Origin of the sequence: Nonomuraea sp. NPDC048892, from assembly GCF_040649735.1 — a bacterium.
GTDB lineage: Bacteria > Actinomycetota > Actinomycetes > Streptosporangiales > Streptosporangiaceae > Nonomuraea > Nonomuraea maheshkhaliensis.
Genome location: NZ_JBEZFZ010000001.1, coordinates 214,726 through 232,575, shown reverse-complemented (window position 1 = coordinate 232,575; position 17,850 = coordinate 214,726). Strand labels below are relative to the sequence as shown.

Annotated in this window: 20 protein-coding genes and 4 pseudogenes; 13 read left to right on the top strand and 11 right to left on the bottom strand. The window is 66.6% G+C overall.

Translation table 11 applies throughout. From position 1 onward, the window contains the following. Positions 1-73: 73 nt before the first annotated feature. Positions 74-463, bottom strand: coding sequence for a hypothetical protein (locus AB0C28_RS01130; protein WP_358072588.1), 390 nt, complete (start codon positions 461-463; stop codon positions 74-76). 7 nt (positions 464-470) lie between these two features. On the opposite strand from AB0C28_RS01130, the gene AB0C28_RS01125 reads away from it, so the two are divergent. Beyond that, entirely contained in the window at positions 471-806 is a 336-nt protein-coding gene (locus AB0C28_RS01125) for an aldo/keto reductase (protein ID WP_358072586.1), read from the top strand. A gap of 119 nt (positions 807-925) precedes the next feature. On the opposite strand, the gene AB0C28_RS01120 is transcribed toward AB0C28_RS01125, so the two are convergent. Continuing rightward, complete coding sequence (locus tag AB0C28_RS01120) at positions 926-1,501, bottom strand: dihydrofolate reductase family protein (RefSeq protein WP_358072584.1); 576 nt, start codon at positions 1,499-1,501, stop codon at positions 926-928. A gap of 306 nt (positions 1,502-1,807) precedes the next feature. Between AB0C28_RS01120 and AB0C28_RS01115 the strand changes: the two genes are divergently transcribed. The 5 genes and pseudogenes from AB0C28_RS01115 (at position 1,808) to AB0C28_RS01095 (ending at position 5,657) form a co-directional block, all read left to right on the top strand. Beyond that, on the top strand, positions 1,808-2,455 hold the full coding sequence (locus AB0C28_RS01115) for an AfsR/SARP family transcriptional regulator (protein WP_358072582.1): 648 nt from the start codon (positions 1,808-1,810) through the stop codon (positions 2,453-2,455). Positions 2,456-2,662: 207 nt separating this feature from the next. After that, the gene (locus AB0C28_RS01110) at positions 2,663-3,535 is read left to right on the top strand and encodes a hypothetical protein (protein ID WP_358072580.1); all 873 of its coding nucleotides are present in this window, start codon (positions 2,663-2,665) and stop codon (positions 3,533-3,535) included. A gap of 98 nt (positions 3,536-3,633) precedes the next feature. Next, a complete protein-coding gene (locus AB0C28_RS01105; RefSeq protein WP_358072578.1) occupies positions 3,634-3,837 on the top strand; it encodes a hypothetical protein in 204 nt (67 codons plus the stop codon). Positions 3,838-3,849: 12 nt separating this feature from the next. Continuing rightward, a pseudogene (locus AB0C28_RS01100) lies at positions 3,850-3,936 on the top strand (hypothetical protein); the annotation flags it as partial. Between the two features lie 137 nt (positions 3,937-4,073). Beyond that, positions 4,074-5,657 (top strand): ERAP1-like C-terminal domain-containing protein, encoded by a 1,584-nt coding sequence (locus tag AB0C28_RS01095; RefSeq protein ID WP_358072576.1) that lies wholly within the window; start codon positions 4,074-4,076, stop codon positions 5,655-5,657. A gap of 98 nt (positions 5,658-5,755) precedes the next feature. Here AB0C28_RS01095 and AB0C28_RS01090 read toward each other — a convergent pair whose 3' ends face one another. Further along, complete coding sequence (locus tag AB0C28_RS01090) at positions 5,756-6,178, bottom strand: Rid family hydrolase (protein ID WP_357840337.1); 423 nt, start codon at positions 6,176-6,178, stop codon at positions 5,756-5,758. 92 nt (positions 6,179-6,270) lie between these two features. Here AB0C28_RS01090 and AB0C28_RS01085 point away from each other — a divergent pair, with 92 nt between their 5' ends. Next, on the top strand, positions 6,271-6,771 hold the full coding sequence (locus AB0C28_RS01085; RefSeq protein WP_357840340.1) for a MarR family transcriptional regulator: 501 nt from the start codon (positions 6,271-6,273) through the stop codon (positions 6,769-6,771). A gap of 78 nt (positions 6,772-6,849) precedes the next feature. On the opposite strand, the pseudogene AB0C28_RS01080 reads toward AB0C28_RS01085, so the two are convergent. From AB0C28_RS01080 to AB0C28_RS01050, 7 genes and pseudogenes are all read right to left on the bottom strand, one after another. Further along, a pseudogene (locus AB0C28_RS01080) lies at positions 6,850-7,236 on the bottom strand (transcriptional regulator); the annotation flags it as partial. Positions 7,237-7,252: 16 nt separating this feature from the next. Further along, complete coding sequence (locus AB0C28_RS01075; RefSeq protein WP_358072572.1) at positions 7,253-7,780, bottom strand: hypothetical protein; 528 nt, start codon at positions 7,778-7,780, stop codon at positions 7,253-7,255. A 279-nt stretch (positions 7,781-8,059) separates the two neighbouring features. Further along, positions 8,060-8,623, bottom strand: coding sequence for a helix-turn-helix domain-containing protein (locus tag AB0C28_RS01070; RefSeq protein ID WP_358072570.1), 564 nt, complete (start codon positions 8,621-8,623; stop codon positions 8,060-8,062). Between the two features lie 464 nt (positions 8,624-9,087). After that, on the bottom strand, positions 9,088-10,230 hold the full coding sequence (locus AB0C28_RS01065) for a serine hydrolase domain-containing protein (RefSeq protein ID WP_358072568.1): 1,143 nt from the start codon (positions 10,228-10,230) through the stop codon (positions 9,088-9,090). 2 nt (positions 10,231-10,232) lie between these two features. Next, the gene (locus AB0C28_RS01060) at positions 10,233-11,420 is read right to left on the bottom strand and encodes a serine hydrolase domain-containing protein (RefSeq protein WP_357840348.1); all 1,188 of its coding nucleotides are present in this window, start codon (positions 11,418-11,420) and stop codon (positions 10,233-10,235) included. Positions 11,421-11,469: 49 nt separating this feature from the next. Then, on the bottom strand, positions 11,470-11,601 hold the full coding sequence (locus AB0C28_RS01055) for a hypothetical protein (protein ID WP_357840351.1): 132 nt from the start codon (positions 11,599-11,601) through the stop codon (positions 11,470-11,472). Between the two features lie 265 nt (positions 11,602-11,866). Further along, the gene (locus tag AB0C28_RS01050; protein ID WP_358072566.1) at positions 11,867-12,229 is read right to left on the bottom strand and encodes a DUF6069 family protein; all 363 of its coding nucleotides are present in this window, start codon (positions 12,227-12,229) and stop codon (positions 11,867-11,869) included. Positions 12,230-12,303: 74 nt separating this feature from the next. On the opposite strand from AB0C28_RS01050, the pseudogene AB0C28_RS01045 reads away from it, so the two are divergent. The 4 genes and pseudogenes from AB0C28_RS01045 to AB0C28_RS01030 form a co-directional block, all read left to right on the top strand. Beyond that, a pseudogene (locus tag AB0C28_RS01045) lies at positions 12,304-12,651 on the top strand (IS5 family transposase); the annotation flags it as partial. Positions 12,652-12,763: 112 nt separating this feature from the next. Next, positions 12,764-13,159: pseudogene (locus AB0C28_RS01040) on the top strand (transposase); the annotation flags it as partial. Then, on the top strand, positions 13,145-13,651 hold the full coding sequence (locus AB0C28_RS01035; protein WP_358073173.1) for a tyrosine-type recombinase/integrase: 507 nt from the start codon (positions 13,145-13,147) through the stop codon (positions 13,649-13,651). The pseudogene AB0C28_RS01040 and the gene AB0C28_RS01035, both read left to right, overlap by 15 nt. A 207-nt stretch (positions 13,652-13,858) precedes the next feature. Then, on the top strand, positions 13,859-14,314 hold the full coding sequence (locus AB0C28_RS01030; protein ID WP_358072564.1) for a DUF2637 domain-containing protein: 456 nt from the start codon (positions 13,859-13,861) through the stop codon (positions 14,312-14,314). Positions 14,315-15,422: 1,108 nt separating this feature from the next. Here the strand turns inward: AB0C28_RS01030 and AB0C28_RS01025 are convergent. Further along, on the bottom strand, positions 15,423-15,944 hold the full coding sequence (locus tag AB0C28_RS01025) for a L,D-transpeptidase (protein WP_358072562.1): 522 nt from the start codon (positions 15,942-15,944) through the stop codon (positions 15,423-15,425). Between the two features lie 82 nt (positions 15,945-16,026). On the opposite strand from AB0C28_RS01025, the gene AB0C28_RS01020 reads away from it, so the two are divergent. Next, on the top strand, positions 16,027-16,335 hold the full coding sequence (locus AB0C28_RS01020) for a hypothetical protein (RefSeq protein ID WP_357840359.1): 309 nt from the start codon (positions 16,027-16,029) through the stop codon (positions 16,333-16,335). A 627-nt stretch (positions 16,336-16,962) separates the two neighbouring features. Beyond that, on the top strand, positions 16,963-17,850 hold an 888-nt coding region (locus AB0C28_RS01015), incomplete at its 3' end, for an ice-binding family protein (RefSeq protein WP_358072560.1).

Here is a 17,850-nt window from a genome sequence, read left to right as displayed (position 1 = left end):
GCCGGCGCTGCGCGGGGGCGACCTTCGCAGCGCCGGAGGCGGCCGGCCCTCGCGTGGCGCCTAGAGGCGCCGATCACAGCTGCGTCGTCGCGTTGTTCGTGTCAGCCTGCACGTGAGTGATCAACGCGAGGGCGTCCGCCCCGGCGGAGCCCTGAGGCGCGGTGTGGACGACAAGCACCTGCTCCGGGCTCGCTCCGGAGCGCAGAGACTGCTGCAGGACCGTGAACGTCCCCAGCTCAGGGTGGCGCAGCTCGACGTCCTTCGCGGCGCAGGGCTCGATCGGATGGTCCTGCCAGAGCGCGGCGAACTCCGTGCTCCGGATGGTGAGCGATCCGACCAGGCGCGCCAGGCTCTCGTCCTCCGGATGCCGAGCGCAGGAGATGCGCAGATTGCCGACGACCGCCTGTGCCTTGCGCCGCCAGTTCACGTAGAGGCCGCGTACCGCGTCGTCCAGGAACACCATCGCCGCCATGTTCGGCGGCGCCGGACGACGTCCGGCCGTTCCTGATGCTGGACCGCGAAGAACGGTCGACCAGGCTCACGCCGAGAAGCTGGGCATCGCGTTCATCCCGTGGTTCCCGCTCGCCGGGACCGGTCTGCCCGACCCGGGGGGCGCGGTCGCGCAGGTCGCCGCCCGCCGCCAGGCTTCGATCAGCCAACTGGCTCTGGCGTGGCTCCTGCGCAGGTCGCCGGTGATGCTGCCGATCCCCGGCACCTCCTCGATCGCCCACCTGGAGGAGAACCTCGCGGCCGCGGCGATCGACCTCACCGACGAGGAGTTCCAGATCCTCGAGCAGGCCGCATGACCACGCTCAAACGCGCGCTCATCGTGCCGGCTGCCGACCTGAGCCGGCCACGCCCGATGCGGCTCCGTGTGGCGGCGAGGACAACGACCCGGGATGGCGCAACGTCGCCCCGTCGCCGATCAACTGTGCCGGGTCGGCCGATAGGTCAGCACCTGCGTACGGCCGTCGAAGGTCCGGGCGTTGAGCAGCTCAAGGTCGAAGTCGTCCACATCGTCGAAGATCCGGTCCACGCCGGTCGTCCCGGAGATCACCGGGAAGACCGTCACCTCGATGGTGTCGATCAGACCGGCGTTCAGCAGCGCCCGGTTGAGCGTCAGGCTGCCGTGGGAGCGCAGCGGCACATCGGATTCGGCCTTCAGACGCGTGACCACCTCGACAGGATCGCCGGACTCGATGGTCGTGCCCGCCCACGCGAGCGGCTCGGTCAGCCGGCTGGAGAGCACCGTGACCGGGGAGTCGAACATACGCGTGATCCACCCGTCGAACAGGCTGCGGTCGAAGCCCGCGTCAAGGAACGGCGCGTTCGACAAGTAGGTGTTGGCCCCGAGCACCATGCGCAGGGGGTCGCGGTAGGCAGCGGCGCGATAGGCGAGGAATTCGGGGCCCTGCTTGCCCCAGTAGCCGCCCCAGTCGCCGTTGTGGTTGGCGAAGCCGTCAAGCGTGGAGAAGATGTCGAAGGTGTAGGTGGCGGTCACGGTGTCTCCTTGCGGGAAGCTGGTCGCCCGCGCCTTGCGGCGGCCTTACCCCTGCTACGAACATCACCGCCCCGATCCGACACGCCTCCCGGATTTCTCGCACAACTTTCCAGGCTCATCCGAGGCGGAAGTGATCCATAGCAGAACGAAAGCCGCCTTATCTACGCTCATCCCAGCCCCTCAACCGCAAGGCGATTCGCCCCCGGTACGGAGACGAGGTAACGGCTGGATGCAATTCAAGATCATGGACCCCTTGGAGTCACCGGGCCCGACGGTGACGTGCCCGTCGGTCCGCCACAGCGCCGCATGCTTCTGGCCGCCCTGATAGTGGAGGGCGAACATCTGGTCACCCAGGAGCGCTTGGCCGACGTCTTGTGGAGCGAAAATCCACCGTCCAGCTCTGTCAAGAACATCCAGACCCACGTCTGCCATCTGCGGACGCTGCTCGGCCGAGAGAGGATCGAGCGCCGACCCACCGGCTACGCGTTGAAGATCGCGCCGGACGAGCGAGACGTGGACGTCTTCGAGCAACAGCTGAGGCAGGGACGGCTGCTGGTCACCCAAGGTCGTTTCAAGGATGCCTGCGCCACGCTGCGCCACGGCCTGGCGCAGTGGCGGGGACCGCTCCTGGCGGATCTCCCCAACCGCGAGGCCTGGCGTGGGCAGGCGAACCGGCTGGAAAGCCAGAAGGTGCTCATGATCGAGAGCCTCATGGAGGCCGAGCTGGGACTCGGCCACTACGAGACGGTGGTGGAGGAACTCTCGCTGCATCTTGAGATGCACCCGCTGCACGAACGGTTCTGGGCGCAGCGGATGCTGGCGTTGTCCCGATCGGGCAATCGATCATTCGCTGTGATGACGTATCAACAGGCGAGACAGGCCATGAACCAGGAACTCGGCCTGGAGCCGGGACCGGAGCTCCGCCACCTGCACCAGAAGATCGTCCAAGGCTAGAGCCCGCCCGCCCCTCCGAACGCTGGCACACGCCTCCTCAGACGGCGCACCTACGAAACCATCGCCTCCACATACCCGGCGCTGGCGGACGAGTGCCGGCGCCAACTCAACTGGCAAGAAGGCGGTTGAGGCCACCACGCCCAACGTGAGGACATCATCGGTTATGGCCGTCCGGGCGTTTCGGCGCGTGCGTCCTAAGCTCTGCGGATGCTGCGATTACTGGTGACACTGCTGGCGGTGACCGCACTCGCCAGAGGCGACCACCTCCTTCTCCAAAGCCTCACGTTCCACGACGACGCCACCCGCGCCGTCTGGACCTGGCGGCTCAGCGGTGCGGCCGAGATCTGGGACGACGGCTTCGTCCCCACGGGCGATCCGACCCAGATGCAGCAGAACGTGAAGAAGCAGATTCTGCGTGATGAGGAGTACGGCTTCGCCGTGGCCGGCCCCCTGCCCGCCACCCCGAAGGAGGCGCGGATCCGCTGGGACGACGGCTCCACCATGCAGGTCCCCCTGATCAGTGCACGCCAGGCGCTGGTTGCGCTGTCCCCGTACGAATCCGAGGCTTCAGCGCAGGACGAGCAGGCGTACAAGATGACCTCTGCCGTCTTCACGACCATGCGTCTGCGGACCGTGCGCGGCATCGCCACCGTACCGGCGTGGCGGCTGCACTTCTCGAATCTGCCCGGCCCCATCGATCACCTCGCGGTCGACCGAGCAACGCTCGGCACCGTCGAGGACGCCGTCGGCGACGACCGGCCCCACGACATCACCGGCTTCCAAATAATCGACGAACAGACACTGCGGGTGAACTATGACTACGGCATCTGCCTCGGCCGGAGAACACCGACGGTCCGCCTGCGGTCGGACGAGCGATCCGATGTCGTGGTCCTAGGAATAGAGGTTCACCAGCAGGCGTCCAAGGGCCTATGCGCCGGTGTCGGAAAGTCTGGCGAGGGCGTCATGCGTCTCGGAGAGCCGCTGGGCGATCGAGTGGTGCTGGACGCGAAAAGCCGGCTGCCCCTCTGCCTCCATTCGTCAGCCCCCTGCTACGCCGGGCATCCAACAGGCGCATCTTGACATCGGCCGCCGTCGCCCGTCGCGGTCCACCTTCCCGACCCGCCGCCCGATCGCGAGACACCTTCGTCGAACTTCAGCCCGCTCATCTGCGGAGCGCCATGCTCGACGGCCGGCCTCTCGACCCGGCCTCATTCGACGGCAACCGCCTGCCGCTGCAGAATCTGGCAGCGGGCGAGCATGAACTGCGCGTCGACGCCGCCATGCGCTACCCCCGCACCAGCGAGGGCATGCACCGCTTCACCGACCCCGCCGATGGCGAGACCTACGTCTACACCCAGCTGTTCATGAACGACGTGCAGTGAGTCTTCCCCGCCTTCGACCAGCCCGACCTGAAAGCCGTCTTCGACGTCAGCGTCACCGCCCCCAAGGGCTGGACCGTACTGTCCAACGGCGTCACCGAGCAGGTGGGAGACGGCCGCTGGCAGGCCGCCCCCACTCCATTGCTGTCCACCTGCCTGATAGCCGTCGCCGCCGGCCCGTGGCACGCTGTGCGCACCGAGCATCGTGGCGTCCCTTCGGCTGGTACTGCCGCCGCTCGATGGCGCCGTACCTCGACGCCGACGAACTCTTCGAGATCACCAGGCAGTGCTTCGACCGCTACCACGAGAAATTCGACGAACCCTATCCCTTCGACTCCTACGATCAGGCTTTCGTGCCGGAGTTCAACACCCTGGCGATGGAGAACCCTGGTCTGGTCACCTTCGCCGAAGAGCGTCTTTTCCGCTCCGCCGTCACCGACACCGGGCAGCAGGCCGCGCTGCTCAACTTCGACGGCATCTCCTACGCCAGGGGCGCCTCAGCGCTGCGTCAGCTGGTGGCCTGGCTGGGCGAGAAGGACTTCCTGGCCGGCATCAACACCCACTTCGCCCGCCACAAGTACGCAAACGCCACCCTTGCCGACTTCATCGACTCCCTCGCCACCTCCACCCAGCGCGACGTCCATGCCTGGGCCGACAGCTGGTTGCGCACCACCGGCGTCGACACCCTCACCCCAGCCGTCACGCCCGGCGACAACGGCACCTACGCCCTCACTGTCGGCCACGCCGGCGACCGCCCGCACCGCGTCGCCGTGGGCCTATACGACCGGGATCTCGGTGACGACGAGGGCCGCCTCGCTCTGCGGGAACGCCTTGACATCGACGTCCCGCAGACCGGCGCGCAGCCCATCGGCGAGCGCCCGGCCCTGCTGTTGCTCAACGACGGCGACCTGACCTACGCCAAGGTCCGTTTCGATCCCGGATCCCTCGACACTGTCCACAAGAGCCTCGCCGGCCTGCCCGACCCGCTCACCCGCGCGGTCGTATGGAACGCCTTGCGCGACGGCGAACTGGCCGCTGCCGCCTACCTGGAGACCGCCCTGGCCCACCTTCCGCACGAGACCGACCCGGCCATCGTCCAGGGCGTCCTCGCCTTCGCATCGGCTCACATCGCCGACCGCTACCTCCCTGCCGACGAGCGGCCCGCCGCGCTGAACACGCTCTCCGCCTTGTGCAGCAACCTCATCCACCGCACTGGCGGCGACAACCCCGGCCTGCGCCTGATCGCTGTACGGCACTTCATCGACGTCGCCGCCCACTCCGGCACGATCGCCGGTTGGCTCACCGACGGGACCGTTCCCGGCGGCCCCGAACTGCGCTGGCGCATCCTGGCCCGCCTCGCCGTGCTCGGCGCCGCCGACGAAGCGGCCATCGCCGCCGAACTGCGGCGCGACCCGAGCGCCACCGGCCAGGAGGGTGCCGCTCGCTGTCGGGCCGCTCTGCTGGACGAGGAGGCCAAGGCGAAGGCCTGGGAGGCCATGTTCGCCACGGACGCCGGCAACGATCTGTCCAACTACCTCTTCACCGCCACCGCCCAGGGCTTCTGGCAGCCCGAGCAACTCGACCTGCTGCTCACGTACGTCCCCCGCTACTACCCCGACGCCATCGCCCTCGCCGCCCGCCGCGGCCCCGCCATCGCCAAAGCAGCGGCCAAGCACGCCTTCCCCATCCACGCCATCAACGCCGAAACCCTCCGCCTCGGCCAGGAGTGCCTCAGCAACGGCGCGCCCACCCCCATGCTCCGCCGCGGCCTGGCCGACCAACTCGACGACCTGGCCAGGGCGCTGCGGGTACGGGAGCGATGATGCCTGCTCCGCAGCGACGCCTCCGGCCCTCGGCCGGCGGACGGCACCCGCGCCCTGTCACCACCAACCCGGCCGGCTCCGGTCGCATGGCGTGCCCATCAGTCATCGCCCCCGATCACGGCGGTGACGCGGATCTCTACGCGCATCTTCGGGGCGCCGAGGGCCAGGACGCCGATCTCGGTCCAGATGGGTGCGCGGTCGCCCATGCGCTTGCGGAACTGCTCGACCATGACCCGGTTGTGGACCTCGCCGATGAAGTCGACGGAGCTGGGGACGTGGTACGAGTTCACGGCGATGACGTCGCGCCAGGTGGCGCCGGCCGTGGCGAGGGTCCGCTCGACGTTCTCGAAGGCCTGAACGATCTCGTCTTCGAGGGACTCGGGGAAGTTCCAGTCATCGTCCCACCCTCCCTGACCTGAGGTCTCGACGCGGTCGCCGATACGAACCGCCTGGTGGTAATGCATGTCGGCCAGCTGCGTCTCGCCGTACCCGGGTGTGGCGAAGAACTCCGGCTTGCTCATGGCGATCCCCTCGAGTTGACTTCATGTTTGAAGTGAACGTATCAGGCTCTCACTTCACGCGTAAAGTCATGAGTGCTCGGTAGGGTGACCTCATGGCCGTCACCGCGACCCCGGAACCCGGCGGGAACCCCCCTGACGAGACGCTGTGGCTGACCGCGGACGAGAAAGAGGCCTGGACCGGGCTGGTCTCCCTGGTGCTGCTGCTGCCGGGCCGCCTGGAGGCGCCGCTGCAACAGGAGGCGGGTCTGACCCTCTTCGAGTACCTGACCCTCAGCCACATCTCGGAGGCCCCCGGGCGCCGCCTGCGGATGAGCGAGCTGGCCTACCTGGCCAACGGCTCCCTCTCCCGCCTGTCCAACGTCGTCAAGCGGTTCGAGCAGCGGGGCTGGGTGGAGCGTTCGCCCGACCCCGACAACGGCCGCTACACCATCGCCGCCCTCACCGACCTCGGCTTCGAGGTGGTCGTCGCCGCCGCGCCCACACACGTACGCTCGGTGCGGCAGTCCGTGCTCGACCTGCTCACCGCCGCCGACCAGAAGGCACTGGCACACATCGCCGCCAAACTGCGGACACGGCCCGTCGACCTGGCCTAGACAGCCCGGGGACGGCAAGCCGAGATCATCGCACACCGCCTGCACGGCGCACCCCGGGCGGCCCGGCAAGGTGGAATATCAGCTGGGTGCTTGAATCCCGGTCGCCGGCCTCCCCTGGCTGGCCGCCCACGACGCCAACAGGGCGAGACCCTCCGCGGTCGCCGTGCCGGCGGGCGCGGTGTAGACGTTCAGGAGCAGGCCGGGTTCTGCAAGCATCTCCATCGACTCGACGTCCAGGTCGAGCCGGCCCACTACCGGATGGTGCACACGCTTGCGGCCTGACCGGTGGAGCCGGACGTCATGAGACGCCCACCGCCGCCGGAACAGTTCACCGGGGGTAGACAATTCACCGACCAGGGCGATCAGCTCCTGGTCGTGCGGATTGCGGCCGGCTTCCATGCGTAGCTTCGCGGCCACGTCGGAGGCGATTCGGTCATAATCGACGAAGAACGTTCTCGCTGCTTCGGGATCTAGTGCCGCGTCAGGCCACGTTTGCCCTCTTCACGATGCGGCGTAGGCGAGGATCATCGGTGTTGCGGTTTCGCCAGGCGATGTAGCGGCGGATCATGCTGCCCTGCTCTCGGTGGCCGGCGTGGTCGGTGCCGTTGAGGGTGAACTCGCGCAATGCGGTGAACTGCGCCTCGATGCGGTTCAACCACGAGGGATTGGTGGGCGTGTAGGCGATCTCGACGTTGTTCGCCTCTGCCCACTCACCGACCCGCTGGTCTTTCTTGGTCGTCAGGTGCGGGCTGAAGTTGTCACAGATGATCGCGATGCGCACCTCCAGCGGGTAGAAGCTGCGCAGGTAGCGGCAGAACTCCAGGAACCCCTGCAGATCCTGGCCGATGCCGCCTACGCCGCCGCTGAACTGCGCGTTGACCTGACCGCAGGCGGGACACCGGCTGCTGATCAAGCCGCCCGCGCTCAAGCCGGCCGTGCCTGGCGGGTTCGCCCTGGACGACTTCGCCATCGACACCAGGGCCGGCACGGTCGCCCGCCCGCCGGCCACACCGTCCCCTCGCCGCACCAGGAGGCCGCTACCAGCAACGCCGTGCCACCTTCACTGGCCTGTGCGCCACCTGCCGCCTGCATGATCGGTGCGCCACCGCCAGGACCGGCCGCATCGTGACCATCCGCCCGATTGCCAAAAGCTGCAGGTCACCAAGTGAGTCGAGCATTCGAGCCTCACAGCGTGGCGTGCGGTCCCGCCCGGCGGTGAAGATCCCACAGACCATGATGTTGCGGATACCGATGGCAAGTTCTGCACCTTGCCGATCATCTCGCCGGGTCAGTCGATCGGTTCGGGGTCGAGAATGGCGCTTGCCCCGCGAAGGAGTTCGGCACGCAGGTCGTCCACCGGCACGTCTGCGAACTGACTGACGGGGTCGGTGGCTGCTGCGAATGCCTGGGCTGCACGGACGCGTCGACGCCAGTCAGGATTGGGTCCGGCGAGCAGGTCGATGGCCCGATTCACGATGGCAACCATGCGTGACATGACCTCGGTCGTCTCTTCGCCGTAGACCGAGGCGTCGCGCAGGAGCATGGCCATGATCTCGCGGTGAGCAAGCATGACGTCCAAGCAACCGCCCAACACGTGCTGCCTGATCTCGACCTGGGTGAGGCGAGCGGCCGCGTCGTCGACCGTAGCCTCTAGCTGGGCGATCGGCGGGCCGACCAAGTTGGCCAAAATTTCGCTTTTGCTGCGGAAATGATGATAGAGCGTGGGCTTGGTGATGCCGACTCGTTCTGCGATGTCGCGCATGGAGGCCGCGCGGTAGGTTTGCGCGGTGAACAGCTCCCGTGCTGTCTCGATGATGCGGCTGCGGGTGTCGCCCGGCTCGTAACGAGACAACGGTTATCCTCCACATTCGGCGTTCGGTTCATCGCAGCCTATCAGCCTACCTACCAATCGGTCGGTTGGCAGTCGAGCACGACGCAGCGGCCCATACGACCGGCGCTATGGCAGAGCACCACCCCGGCAAGCGGCATCTTCGCCGTACGGGCAGCGAAGTCGACGGCTGAGATTCGCGCTCAGATCGGCAGTCCCACCTGACCGACCGATCAGGGCGATCAGGTTCGTCATGGACCGATCACATTCCGCACTCCGCGAGGACGTGCGTGCTACACCTCGCCGGTGCTCACGGAAGCGCTCGACACAACGGGCGGCCGGAGCCCGACTTCGCGATGGACTTCCCATCGGGCTTGGCCCTCGGCCTGACATGCTGGGCACGAGCGCCATCGGAGTGATCGCCCGCCAGGGCGGTACACCACAGTCCGGCCGTCGCTGATAGAACGCAGAGCGCCGCCGACGGGTGATTATGCGAGCGCCTCGTACACCGTCACCGCCAGTCGCCTGGCGTTGGCGTCCGCGCCTTCGATGTAGCCGGATATGCGGTTAGGCACGTACGCGAAGGCCAAGTGGTTCGCGGGATCAGCAAAGGCGAGGGCACCGCTGGTGCCGCCGTGCCCGAACTGGGTACGGGTCTCGCCCGGCCACAGTGGCCCGCCGGGCAGCATGAACCCCAGGCCGAACCGGGTGTTCATGAGCAGGACCTGATCGTGGCCGTGGGACTCTTCCCGCACGGTGGCGTCCAGCAGATCGGGGTTGATCAACCGGTGCCCGGCCACCTCGCCGATCAGTGACGCGTACAGCCAGGCGAGGCCGGAGGCGCTGGCCACACCGCTCATCGACGGCTCGCCGACGGCCAGGAAGGCAGGATCGTTGAACTGATCCACCTTCGACATGGACAGCGCGTTGAGCGACCTGGCCAGTAGCGTCTTGGAGGAGAAGACCGCCTTGCTGAACTCGGCGAACTCGGGCTCCTTGGGCCGGGCCCGCATCAGCTCCATGATCGGGAAGATCAGCGGCGCCAACCGTACGGCCTCGCCTTCGTCGAGCCCGATGAACACATCCTCGCCGATCCGGTCAGAAAGGACCTTGCCGATGCCGGACCCGGTGACCCGGCGGGCGACCTCGTCGAGGATCCAGGCGCCGGTGCTCGGGTGGTAGCCGTGTGCCGTTCCGGGTTGCCAGGCGGGGACCTGTGCGGCGAGTGCTTCGGCCGGGCTGTCGCCGGCGATCAGGTTGCGCGAGGAGACCGGCTTGTCGAGCGCCGGAACTCCGGCGCGGTGCGTCAGCACCCACCGCACGGTGATGTCCTGCTTGCCGTCGGCGGCGAAGTCCGGCCAGTACTCCGCCACGGGTGTGTCCAGGTGGAGGACGCCGTCTTGGACGAGTGACAGCACCGCGACCGTCAGCAGCCCCTTGGTGGCGCCGGTGATCGGGGCGATCGTGTCGGCGGCCCACGGCCGGCGCGTCTTGACATCGGCGGTGCCCGCCCAGATGTCGATCACGGGGATACCCCGGTGGTAGACGCAGAGCGCCGCCCCCCGGTCGGTGCCCTTTCCGACGATCTGCTCGAACACCTCGGCGACGGCGGAGAAACGCGGTTCCAGCACCGTCAGAGCCTCCCTTCGTACAGCGCGGCGATCAGGCCACGAACCCGGAAGTCGCCACCTTCGAGAAGCTCGGAACCACGGTTGGGAACGTAGGCGAAGGCCAGGCCGCGCTCGGGGTCTGCGAAGGCGAAGGAGCCGCTGGCGCCGCTGTGCCCGAACAAGCCCGGGATCTCCTCCGGTACCGGCCACATCGGGCCGCCGGGCAGCGCGAAGCCCAGCCCCCACGAGGTCCGCACCTGCAGAATCTCGTCGACGCCATCGCCATAGGAGTGCCGTACCTGCTCCATGAGCTGAGGGCCGAGCAGCCGGACGCCGTCCACCTCGCCGATCAGTGCGGCGTAGTAACGGGCCAGCGATGGCGCGGAGGCGACTCCGTCCATGGACGGGCTCTCCACCTGGTAAGTGCTCGGGTCGTTGGTGGCGTCCCAGCCGATGGCGACGCTGCCGAACATCGACCGGTAGGTCAGCGAGGTCGGATCGTTCAACGCCTGGACCATGTCCTGCAGCTCCGGCACCTCCATTCCCAGCATGAGCTGTTCGCTGTCGGGAACCACCATGGTGGCCATCCGGGACAACTCGGCGTCGGGCACGCGAATGTAGCAGTCGAGAGCGAGCGGAGCGGCGATCTCGCGGGCGAAGAACTCGCCCAGGCTCATGCCGGACACCCGCCGGACGATCTCACCGGTCAGGTGGCCGAACGTGACGCCGTGATAGCCGTGCGATGTGCCGGGCGGCCATTCGGGCGCCGCGGCGGCCAGGGTGTCGGTGATCGGTGTCCAGTCGCGCAGGTCCTCCCAGGTGACCGGTCTGGCCTCCATCGACGGCAGCCCGGCGCGGTGGCTGAGCAGCACGCGTACGGTGATCTCGCCCTTGCCGTTCTGGGCGAACTCCGGCCAGTAGCGCGCCACCGGCGCATCCAGCTCCACCCGTCCGCGTTCGACCAGCAGCAGCAACGCCCCGGCCGCGAAGGTCTTGGTGGTCGAGGCCAGGACCGCGATCGTGTCGTGCTCCCACGGACGGCGCGTGTCAGGGTCGGCCTCGCCACCCCACACGTCCACCACCGGCTGTCCGTTCTGGTAGACGGTCAGCCCTGCGCCGACCTCCGCGCCTTGGGTGAAGTTGCGCTGGAAGGCGTCCCTCACCGACTCGAAGCCTTTGGCGACGGTTCCCTGGATATCAGTGTCTTTCACCATGCTCCTCTCGACCGACCGGTCGGTCGGCTTCGAGAGAGTAGACTACCTACCGGTCGGTCGGGGCACAACCGGAGTCGATCGGAAATACGGCGAGCGCCCCCACCAGCGCGAGAAGTGCCACGGCGGCACCGATGACGAACGCCAGCCGGAAACCCTCCTCGGTGGGAACACCGGTCACCGGGTCCAGACGAGGCTTTCGCCTCGGCGTTCGGCGGGGATGAGGAGCGCGGTCAGTGCCCGTGTCCGGTCGGCTGATGAGTCCCGTGCTGGTGGGGCGGACGCGAACGTGCGGCGCTGGCGGCTGCTCTCGGCGTCGACGGCTTGCCGTTTGGGCCGTTCGTCACGGCACTGCGTCGGCTGGTGCGCGAGCTCGACGCGCCACCGGTGATCGCGCTGCTGCCCTGCGGTGGCCGGCGCGGTCTGGCGCGAACTCTTGGAAAGGATCAGGCGGACAGGCGGCGGGCAATGGCCGGGACCACGATCGCGGCGGCGACCACGTGCGTCATCATCAGCAGCACCCTTGTGCCCGGGGCCGCATCCACAAGCACATCCGGCACCAGCGACAACACGGTGAGCACCATGGTGGTTCGGACGAATATCGTGCGCGGACGGCCAACCGAGCGAGCCAGCACCAGCGCCAGCACTAACCCCACCGCGGAGAAGATGACGGTCAGCACGGCGAACCCGGGCACCGGTATCGGCGCGCCGCCGACAACCAGGCTGATCCCGACGAACTCACCCACCGCTGCGATGGCCGCGGTCGCCGCGCTGGCGACCACCGCGGCGATCAAGCCACCGATGACCATTGGCTGCGCGGAAGGCCTAAGAGCTGGTTCTTAGATCTGCTGACCAATCGTGGTTAGGTTGTCACGATTGGTGTATGGGTCGAGGTGACTTAACGAACGCCGAGTGGGAGCGGCTCAGGCCGCTGCTGCCCGAGGGGGGTCGTCGGGGCGGGCGGTGGAATGACCACCGCACGACGATCGATGGCGTGTTGTACCGGGCCCGCACCGGGCTGCCCTGGCGTGACCTGCCCGAACGGTTCGGCTCCTGGATCACGGTGTACAAGCGGCACCGACGATGGTCGGCAGATGGCACCTGGCAGATGCTGCTGACCGCGATCCAGGCCGAGCAGGACGCCGAGGGGCGGGTGGACTGGGACATCTCTGTCGACTCCACTACGGTCCGGGCGCACCAGCACTCCGCCGGCGCGCCACGTACACCGCCGCCGTCGTCTTCGCCGTCGCCCGCACCGGGAGGCGAAAGGGGGACGTCGCCGGGACGAACCGGGGTGATCCGGTGCTGAACACTCTGGCCGCCCGGCTGGCGGAGGTGGTCAGGCTGGGGAGTGCTCAGGCCGTTCCCGGGGCGGATTCACCACCAAGATCCACCTGTCGGCGGATGGCCACTGCCGGGTGCTGTCGCTGGTCCTGACACCGGGTCAGTACGGCGACAGCCCCCCGTTCCGGCGGGTGCTGGGCAACATCCGCATACCCCGGCTCGGACCGGGACGCCCGCGCACCCGCCCCGACAGCCTGGCCGCGGACAAGGCCTACTCCTCCTGCGCCAACCGCGCCCACCTGCGCCGCCGCAAGATCCGCCACACTATCCCCGAACCACGCGATCAACGCGCCAACCGCCGTCGGCGCGGCTCGGCCGGGGGACGGCCCACCGGCTTCGACGCCGAACGCTACAAAGCGCGCAACGTCGTCGAACGGGCGATCAACCGGCTGAAGAACGTTCGCCGGTCGGTGGGCGTCGTGCGGGTCAAGGGGGAGGGGGCCATCGTGAAGGAGGGCGACACCAAGACCGCCAAGCCCCGCGTGGTCGATCTCGACACGGCCACCGTGGCGTTACTCAAGGCGTACAAGCGCGAGCGGGGCGGGATGGCTCTACTGCTCGCCCGGGACGATGCGCTCGTCTTCGGGGACCAGGAGGGCGACCACCGGCACCCCGAGCGGTTCTCGCGCGGTTTCCAGGACCAGCTTGGGCGCTGCGCGAGGGCGTTCGAGAAGGCCGGGCGCGAGGCGCTGCCGCGCATCCGCGTTCACGACCTCCGCCACACCCACGCCACGATCCTCATCGCGGGCGGCAAGCCCGTGAAGGTGGTCTCCGAGCGGCTCGGCCACGCCGACCCCGCGATCACTCTGCGGGTCTACGCTCATGTCATGCCCGGCAATCAGCGAGAGGCCGCCGACTGGTTCGCGGCCCTGGTCGAGAGCGCGTAACCCTTGTGCTCAGGCCCACAAGTATCAGCGGAGTATCACGGCTCGTTCTGGAGGCGGAAATGAAAAAGCCTCGAGCCTGTGACCTGCACATTCTCAGGGCCTTCATGGTGTCCGAGGGGGGACACAGCCGATACGTACATGCCGTTCAGCGCCTCCACCACGCTTGTTCTCCCTGGTCGGGAGGGCTGAACAGTCGTGGAGCCGAATATGGGGGCCGTGCGTCGCATCCGGCGTACGACGATCACGGGGGTTCTCCTCGCGGGCGTCGCGGCGGTCGTGTCGTTCCGGCACATGCATGAGCTGTGTCTCCGGCACGGTGAGGATCAGTTGGCGGCGGTGCTCATCCCGCTCGCGGTGGACGGAGCGATCGTGGTCGCTTCGATGTCCATCCTCCTGGCCAATAGGTACGGGTCGCGTGGCAGTGCCCTGGCGTGGATCATGTTGATGATCGGCAGTCTGGCCAGCCTTGGGGCGAACATCGCCATAGCCGAACCGAGCCTGATCTCCACCGACGAGAAAACCTCGATCCAGGCACGCTGCCGCTGCAATCCCACCCTGCCGCCCGGCCCCGCCCGGGCGATGCGCGTCAACCACGACTACGACTACGACCGCGGCGGCGCGCTGGCCTACCTGGCCGCCTCAACACGCTGCAGATGCTCGTGACCATAGGCTCGGCTACCGGCTGGAACGCCCGAACCGTGATCTACTCAGCGGCTCCGATCACGGAATGTGTGCCTGACCCAGTATTCACGCGTCGTCGACATGAAGCGTCAGGTCGTTCCGCAACCGGATACAAAGGTCATCTACCCGCTGATCCTCATCGACCAGCGATCCGAGACTCGCTTTGAGCGACATGTTGGCCCTGAAGCCCGCCCACGTCCACCAGCGAAGGGCGGCGCCATCTCGAACGATAACCGTTCCCCCTGGATGCACGGTGGCGATGGAGTCCTCACGAACCGTGGAAAGCGCAGTCGTCGCACGCTGCGTGAGCCGTACTGGTGGGTCCGCCCCAAGAAGCACATCGCGCATGGCTCTGGCGAGTTCGAAAGAGGTGCCATCGATCGCGGATGAGCCCCGGCGAGCTTTGCCGCCGAATCTCTCGAAGGGCTCGACGAAGCTACGAATTCAACCTGTGTAGCAATCTCTAGTTAGCCGAGAACGCCAGATCTGACCGCATGTGCAATATGTTGCCACGCCGCGGAGATGGACCCATGGGAACCCAATAAGCATCTCCACACTAAGTGATTGAACGGTATATAGCTCTGCTTGGGCATGTCGGGCGCAGCGTTGCCTGATCGCCGAAGTAGTGTTGTGGCGACCCCATCGAAGGAAGGAATCAACCGCTCATGCGTTTCGCTTCCCGTATGCTCGCACTGGCTGCTGCGACTGCCGCTCTGGCCGTTCCTCTGCTGACCGCAGGACCCGCCTCCGCCAGTCGCACCATTGCTGTCAGCCCCTGTGATCCGCCCATGAATGCTCTCGCATACCAGCTGATCACCATCGAACTGCCATTGCTTGCACCCGAGAACATGGGATCCGTTGGTCCCGGCGGCGTTCAGAATATCTGCTAGAAATTCGAAAACCGATCACAGTTTCAACCGGCCCTGCCGGCCCATCCCGTCGCACCAGCGAAGTGGGGGCCGGCAGGGCCGGTTGACGTTTTCCTGAGTTATCATACGAGCGCAGCTGATCAGCAGGCTTTCGTGTTGCTTGGATGGAGTGAGGCGGATACCTGATCAGCCGGCGGCCGCCTCATTCTCACCTGTCATGGTCAGGCAGTGACCAGAACGGAACTACCCAGCGGGATTCGCGACAGTACGCGCAGAGCAGTGGCGGGAATTCGCACACAACCGTGGCTGACCGCTTGGCCGAACACACTCGCGTCCGGCCATCCGTGCAAGGCGATCGTGCTGGGCCCGCCGTCGAAACTGTCAAGTGTGGTCGAGTGCATGCCCAGTGGCAGGATCAGTGGGGTGTAGGTCGGATTGGGAGGGGACAGGACGGCCATCAGGAACGTCCGTCCCGTCGGTGTGGGTGTGGTCGCCGCGCCCACGGCCACCGTCCATGAACGCAGTCGATGTCCGGCCTTGAACAGGGTGAGTCTGCGAGAGGACAGCTCGATCTCTACTCGGTACGGGCTGTAGGCATTCTGCAGCCCTCCGCCGTCGCTGTAGATCCATCCTGTCGACTTGTTCGGCCGGCTGGGCAGCAGAACGCGAATCCAACCCGGCTGAGTCTGTACCACCGGAACCCATGTCGCGCTTCCCATCTCGGTGGTCGGCAATACACCCACAGGGGGCCCGCCTGGATGGGCATAAACGATCTGTGGTCGCGTGGGGTGTGTCACGACCCCATCTCCCATACCGCGAGAGTCGGTGTCCTTCGGCGCTCCGCGCAATTTGGTGAAGGTGGTTGCCCGCGGCAGTCGCGCCATTTGTTCCGCGGACACGGATACCGGCCTGACCGTGTGCGTGGCCGCGACCGGCGCCACCGTACGTGTTGGCCTGTCCGGGGCTGTGCCGCAAGAAGCGGCCAGAGGCATAACCGTCAGTGCGCTGTACGCAATAATCTTCGTCGACCAGCCTGCCCCGCAGCCGGGCATGGCCAGCTTGAAACAATCACGCAAGAAGAACTCTCCAGAATTCGACGACGGAGCCCGGAGGAAAGATGAACGCTGCAGCTAGTACTTGTGGATGCAGTGGTGAACAACCACTCCAGGCTTGCAGAGCGTTCCAGATATAGCATCGTCGAAGGCAGTCGATCGCCTTTCCTCCGGCTCTATGAGTGCAAAGACTTGCCCGGCTGCAAGCTGGCAGAGCATATATGCGACTCCATTACGCGTTGCCGCACATCGTCCTATATGAGCCCTTTTCGACCGAAGCACCTCATGTCCAGTATGAGATGTACGCCTGGTGCGGTTCTGGCAGCACCGCTGCTCCATGAATGCGGTCGAAGCAGATATCTGTAGCGCAGTGACCGGCCTGAGTCGCCACGGATCGTCGAGTTTGTCGCCGGTAGTGCACATGAAAGTGACAAACCGGACTAAGTGCGCCGTAGCCGTCCTTTGTGTGCGAGGTATAAGCGGCAGTCAAAATGGAACCGAGTTTATGTGCCTTTTAAGTGTCGGTGCTCACTATTGCTGACGTTTGCAAGTAGCGTGCCAAGTCGCAGGGGTAGTGCTCTCGGGCGCCAACCGTTCCATGTTGGCAAGCCCGGTGGGGTGGTATCTCAGCGCAGGTGTATGGCTCGCCTTCTGTAGACACGAAACCGGGCGTATCCGATGCCCTTCTGCAAGGAGAACGACTCGCTAAATGAACGGAACCTTCAGACAGACCTTGCTCGGGCTGCCCGGATTTTCCCGACTGGCCGCGGCTTCGGTACTCATCGCCATCGTAGGCGCTCTCGCTCTCATACAATCGCGTGAGAGCATTGCTCAAGTGGCCCCCGTTGACCTGGGAACGGCCGCCAGCTTCTCAGTTCTGGCCGGGTCCGCCGTCACCAACACCGGTCCCAGCGTGATCGCGGACGATCTTGGTGTGAGCCCAGGTACCGCGATCACCGGGTTCCCGCCTGGCATTGTCGGGGGGGTGCAGCACAGTGCTGACGCGGTAGCACTTCAGGCGCAATCCGACTTGACCGTCGCGTACAACGATGCTGCGGGCCGGACTCCGGCAACCAGCGTTTCAGGCGATCTCGTCGGCCAGACACTCCCACATGGCATCTACGCCTCGACTTCTTCACTCGGTCTGACGGGCACGCTCACTCTCGACGGCGAGGGTGATCCCAATGCCGTCTTCATTTTCCAGATCGCCTCTACCCTGATCACCGGATCAGGCAGCAGCATCAATTTGATCAACGGCGCTCAAGCATGCAATGTCTTCTGGCAGGTGGGCAGTTCGGCGACACTGGGAACGAACTCCACCTTCGTCGGCAACATTCTTGCCCTGACCTCGATCTCCGCGACCACGGGCGCCACTGTCAACGGTCGGCTCCTGGCCCGTAACGGTCAGGTCAGCCTCGACACCAACATCGTTGACATCGATGAGTGCACAACAACGACTCCCACTCCGACGGTGACCCCGACGGTCACTCCGACGGTGACCCCGACGGTGACCCCGACGGTGACCCCGACGGTGACCCCGACGGTGACCCCGACGGTGACCCCGACGGTGACCCCGACGGTGACCCCGACGGTGACG